Source organism: Hyalangium sp. (assembly GCF_035629615.1).
In the GTDB taxonomy this organism is placed as follows: Bacteria; Myxococcota; Myxococcia; order Myxococcales; family Myxococcaceae; genus Hyalangium.
The window spans coordinates 1-5580 of record NZ_DASPHO010000063.1; the positions used below are offsets into that span (position 1 = coordinate 1).

A 5580-nucleotide genomic window follows, 5' to 3' on the forward strand; every position below is an offset into this window, starting at 1 on the left:
ACCGCCTCGATCGGGTAGTAGATGTCCCAGATGGTGGTCTCCGTGGCGCCGCCCATGCTGATCACCTGGGCCCCCGGGAACAGCTTGCGGATGCGATCCGGCAAGTTGACGGGGATCCAGTCGCCGGACAGCAGCACCCGCCGCAGCGTCTCCGGCCGCTTCTCCGAGGGATCACGCTCCAGGGACTCGACGAGCATCTCCATGAAGGCCGGCACCGTGTCCCAGACGGTGACGCCCTCACGCCGCATGAGCTCGGCCCAGTGCAGCGGATCCCGCACGGAGGCCGGATCCGGCATCACCACCGTGCCGCCTACTCCGAGCACGCCGAAGATGTCGTACACGGACATGTCGTGCGTGAGCGCGGTGAGCGCCAGCACCTTGTCCGTGGGCCCGATCCCGAAGCGCGTGCTCACGTCGTCCAGACGGTTGACGGCGCTGCGGTGCTCGATCATCACGCCCTTGGGCAGACCCGTGGAGCCGGAGGTGTAGATGACGTAGGCCAGCTCCTCGGGGCGCGGTGTGGCCGCGGGCGCGGCGCTCTCCGGCCCGAGCGGCTCCTCCGCCACGACCACCCGCTGGACGCCCTCGGGCCAGGCGATCTGCGGCTCCAGGTGGGCCTGCGTCAGCGCCACCTTCGCCTCTCCCTGCTGGAGCATGTAGTGGAGCCGCTCCGTGGGCAGATCCGGATCCACCGGCAGGTACGCGGCCCCGGCGTTCTGGATGGCCAGCACCGCCACCACCTGCTCCCAGCTCTTCTCCATCACCACCGCCACCAGCGTCTCCGGCTGGGCGCCCAGCGCCTTCAGCCGGTGGCTGAGCTGGTTGGCGCGGCGGTAGACCTCCTCGTACGTGAGGCGCTTGCCCGCAGCCACGACCGCCGTCTGCTGAGGTGTCTTCGCCACTTGTCGGGCGAACAGCTCCGGCAGGGTACCGCCCGGCAGCGGCGTCTCCGTGGCGTTGACCTTCTCGCGGACCGCCAGCTGCGACCTGGGCAGCCGCACGTGCCGGGGCTGCACCGCGCCCCAGGCCTCTTCGCTCTCGCTCAGCCGCTCGATCAAGCCCAGGAAGGACTGGAACATGTCGTCGAGCAGCCCGGCCGGGAAGAGCTCCTCGACCGCGTCCCAATGCACCGCGAAGGCACCGTGCTCCTCGTACACCTGACAGTCCAGCCACACCTGCGGCGTCTGGCTCAGACAGAAGACCAGCTCTCCCAGATCATTCCAGGTGGAGGGCTTCGTCTGCCCCTTTCCGCCCAGGCCAAAGAGGCTGGTGAAGACGATGGGCTGACTCACCATCATCACCTTCTGGAAGCGCGCCAGCTCGCGCAGCACCACCACACCGTTGACGCCCCGGTGCTCCAGATCCTTCAGCAGCTGATCCCGGACGCGGCGCACGCGCTGCTCGAAGCTCTCCGTCGCCCCCAGCTCCAGCCCCAGCAGGACGATGGAGGTGAAGTCCCCGAGCAGCTCCTCCACCTCGGGATGGAGCGGCAGGCGGTTGAAGCCCATCACGTCAACCGTCAGGTTCGGCCGCTTGCTCCAGGCCGCCAGCGCCTCGGTGTAGGCGGACAGCAGCACCATGGGCGCGGTGAGCCCGCGCGCCTCCGCGAAGGCGAGCAGCTTCCGCCAGCGCTCCGGCTCCAGCCCGCCCGTGCGGCGCTTGAAGCGCGTGGGCTTCACGGCGGCGGGAGACTTCGCCAGCGGCAGCTCGGGTGCGGGGGGCAGCACCTTCACGCGCTCGCGCCAGTACTCCAGCGAGCGCTGATAGGCCTCGCCCTCGCGCAGCTTCACCTCCGCCAGGGAGTAGTCCCGGAAGGACAGCTCCAGCGGGGGCAGCGCCCGATCCTGGCGGTACATCTCCACGAAGTCGCGCGCCAGGATGACGAAGCTGGCCCCGTCGATGTGGAGCAGATCCACGCTGAAGTGGACGCGGGTGCGGTTGCCCGGCAACAGCGTCGTCTTCACCTCGAACATCGGCCACTGATCCACGGGGAAGACCTGGTGCGAGTGCCGCTCGCGCAGCTCGGCGATGGCCGCCTCGGCCTCCGCGGGCGAGCGCTCACGCAGATCCTGAGTCTCCACCCGGTATGCGGGCACCTCCTTGAGGATCTGCTGCTGGCCGTCGGGGAGGATCATCACCCGGAGCATGTCGTGGCGCTCCACCAACCGCTGCCACGTCCGCTCGATGCGCGTCGGCTCCAGTCCCTCGGCCTCCACCTCCCAGTACGCGTGGATGGAGACGTCCCCCAGCGCCAGCGCCCCACCACGGCCGATCCAGTACGCCTGCTGGATCTCGTTGAGCGGGAACGGCTCGTAGCGGCGCTCCAGGTCCGGGGTGATGCGCGGCAGCTCCACCGGCTTCTCCGCGCGCTGGCGGATGAGCGCGAGGATCTCCGGCTTGAGCCGGGACACCTGCGCCCGCAGCGCCTCTGTCAGCGCCCCTTTGGGGCCGCTGATCTGCAGGTTGCCTTCCGCACTCGCAGCGAGCTGGATTCCACGCCTGGCAAGCTCCGCCAGCAGTTCAGTCACACTCACAGTTGTACGACCTCCCAATCGTCCTTCTCCGAGGGCTCGGCACTGGTACGAAGAACAGAGTCCAAGACATCTTGAGCCGAGAGCCGCTCCAGCAGCTGGCGGGCGAGCTCGCCCACGCTCACTCCCTTGAGGAGCTGGGCGAAGGAGATCTCCACGGACAGCTCACCCTCGAGCCGCCGCTTGAGCTCCATGCCCATCAACGAGTCCAGCCCAAGCCGGTTGAGCGGCTGATCCACCCGCAGCTCCTCGGCGGCGATCCGGAGCGTCCGGGCCACCTGCTCCACCAGGTGCTGCTCCAGGATCGGCAGCCGCTCGGCAGGCGCCGCGGAGCGCAGCCGATCGAGCACGGCGGCGGGCGCGGCCTGCACGGACGCGGAGGTCCCGGTGCTCACCTCGGAGACGAGCCGCGCCCCGGCCGGGTACGCCTTGCTCCAGAGATCCCAGTCCACGGGGACGACGCCGGTCTGGGTCATCCCCCTGGCAAGCAGGTGCCCGAAGATCTCCAGGGACTTGTCCGTGGGGAGGGCTCCCATGCCGTGCGAGCCCAGCCGGGCCGTCAGCCCCTCACGCACCGCGGCCATGCCCACCTCTTCCCACGCGCCCCAGTTGATGCTCAGGGCGGGCAGGCCGCGCGAGCGCCGGTGATGCGCCAGCGCATCCAGGAAGGCGTTCGCCGCCGCGTAGTTCGCCTGTCCCAGCGAGCCGAGCACGGAGGCCATGGAGGAGAACAGGACGAAGAAGTCGAGCGGATCCTGCTGCGTCAGGCAGTGCAGGTGCCAGGCTCCTTCCGCCTTGGGCGCCATGACCCGGGCGACACGCTCGCCATTGAGGTTGACGGCGATCGCGTCATCGAGAACGGCGGCCGCGTGGATCACCCCGCGCAGGGGCGGCAGGGTCCGGCGGACATCCTCCAGCAATGCGCTCAACGCCTCGCGCTGGGACACATCCACCCGCGCCACGCGGACGTGAGCTCCCCGGCGCTCCAGCTCCTCCAGCATCGCCCGCGCCGTGGCCGACGGCTCGCTGCGCCCCATCAGCACCAGGTGGCGAGCCCCCTGATCCACCAGCCAGCGGGCGAAGGCCAGTCCCAGGCCTCCGAGGCCACCGGTGAGGAGGTAGGTCCCCTCCCCCCGTACTGCCTCGCGCTGTGGGGCGATGCGCGTCTCGGCGCCCTCGGGCGTGAGGATGATCTTGCCGATGTGTCGGGCGCGCGCCATGTGATGGAACGCGTCCGCCGCACGCGAGAGCGGATACGTCTCGAACGGTGGTGGCTTGAGCCTGCCGTCTTCGAAGCGGACGCGCAGCTCGTTCAGCATCGCCCCAGCGACCGCAGGGCGCTCCCGCACCATGGGCGCGAGATCCACTGCCAGGTACGAGAGGCTCCGGTTGAACTCGGCCAGGCCCAGCGAGGCGTTCTCACGGATGTCGCGCTTGCCGATCTCCACGAAGCGGCCGTACGGCGCGAGCAGGGAGATCCCCTGGGTGATGGCCTCGCCCGTCAGCGAGTTGAGGACTACGTCCACGCCCTTGCCGCCGGTGATTCGCCGGATCTCCTCGGCGAAGTCCAGCGAGCGCGAGTCCATCACGTGCTGGATGCCCAGCGAGCGGAGGAACTCCCGCTTCTCCTCGCTGCCCGCGGTGGCGAAGATCTCCGCCCCGATCCGCTGCGCGAGCTGGACCGCCGCCAGGCCCGTGCCTCCGGACGCCGCATGGATGAGCACCCGCTCTCCGGGCTCGAGCCGCGCCATGCGCTCCAGGGCGTAGTACGCGGTGAGGAACGCGACGGGCAGCCCCGCGGCCTCCTCGAAGCTCAGGCCCCGCGGCTTGGCGACGACGAGGCCGGCGTCCACCGTGCAGTGCGTGGAGAAGGAGAACGGCGCCACCGCCATCACCTCGTCCCCGACGCGCAGCCCCGCCACGCCCAGGCCCACCGCGGACACCACGCCGGCGCACTCCCCGCCAAGCTGCACCGTGCCCTGGGCTTCCACCATGCCCTCGAGCATCCCCATGGCGAGCAGCACGTCCTTGAAGTTGAGGCCCGCCGCACGCACCTCGATGCGCACCTGGCCTGGGCCCGGCTCGGGCAGCGCCATCTCCCGCAGCACCAGGCTCTCGAGGATGCCGGAGCGACCGATCTCCAGACGGTAGGGCCGGCTCCCGGCGCGATCCTTTGGCCCCTCGTAGGCCGCGGAGTCGGCCTGAACCGGCGGCCGCGTCAGGCGCGCCACATAGCGCTGCGCACTGCGCAGAGCCACCTGCCCCTCGTCGTCCGACGCCTCCAGCTCCTTCAAGAGCGCCGCCGCGTCGTCTGGCCCCGCCTCCGCGCCGAGATCGATCCACTTGCAGCGCAGATCGGGGTGCTCATGCGCCAGGGTCCGCACCAGTCCCGGAACGGTGGCCTGTGACAGCGCCCCACCGGAGCCCTCGAGTGTCTCCGAGCCGCGAGTGACGAGCCACAGGCGTGGGCGCGAGCTGCCCGGGAGCCGGGCCAGGGCCTGGACCAGGGAGAGAGTGCTCGTTGCCCCGAGCTCCACGGCCTTGCGCATCCAGTCCGTACCCGCCTCGTCCGCCTCGGGCGCGTCACAGCTCCACAGGTGGATGACACCCCGTAGCGGCAACCGCGGATCGCTCGGGATGGGGGCAAGCAGCTCCTGGAAGGCCTCGGGCCGCAGCGGATCTACCGTCGTGCCCGCGGAGCCTGTCCCCGCGTAGGCGAGGATCGCGCGATCGCCGCGGGCCTCGAGCAGCCGCGCCACGCGCTGACCGATGCCGTGGCGATCCGCCAGGATGAGCCACGCGCCCGGCGCGCTCGCCACCGGCGCCGTTTCCAGCGCCTTCGGCCTCCAGGCCAGCTCCCACAGCCAGGCCTCCGTGGGCGACTGGCCCTCGCGAGGCAGCCGGCGCTCCTGGAAGCCCTGAATCTCCGCCACCGGGTGACCGGCGGCGTCGAAGATCTGGAAGTCGGTGATCAGGTGCTTGGGATCGCCCGCGGGACGCATCCGGACATGGCACCACAGCCGCTCCTCCGGACGCGCGAAGTGGCGGA

2 protein-coding genes are annotated in these 5580 nt (G+C 70.5%); both read right to left on the reverse strand.

The window, feature by feature from the left end; all coding sequences use genetic code 11:
* The coding region (locus VD972_RS02865) for an AMP-binding protein (RefSeq protein ID WP_324980360.1) at positions 1-2534 on the reverse strand (2534 nt) is incomplete at its 3' end.
* Positions 2531-5580 (reverse strand): SDR family NAD(P)-dependent oxidoreductase (locus VD972_RS02870; protein WP_324980363.1); only part of this gene is annotated, 3050 nt, incomplete at its 5' end. The genes VD972_RS02870 and VD972_RS02865, both read right to left, overlap by 4 nt.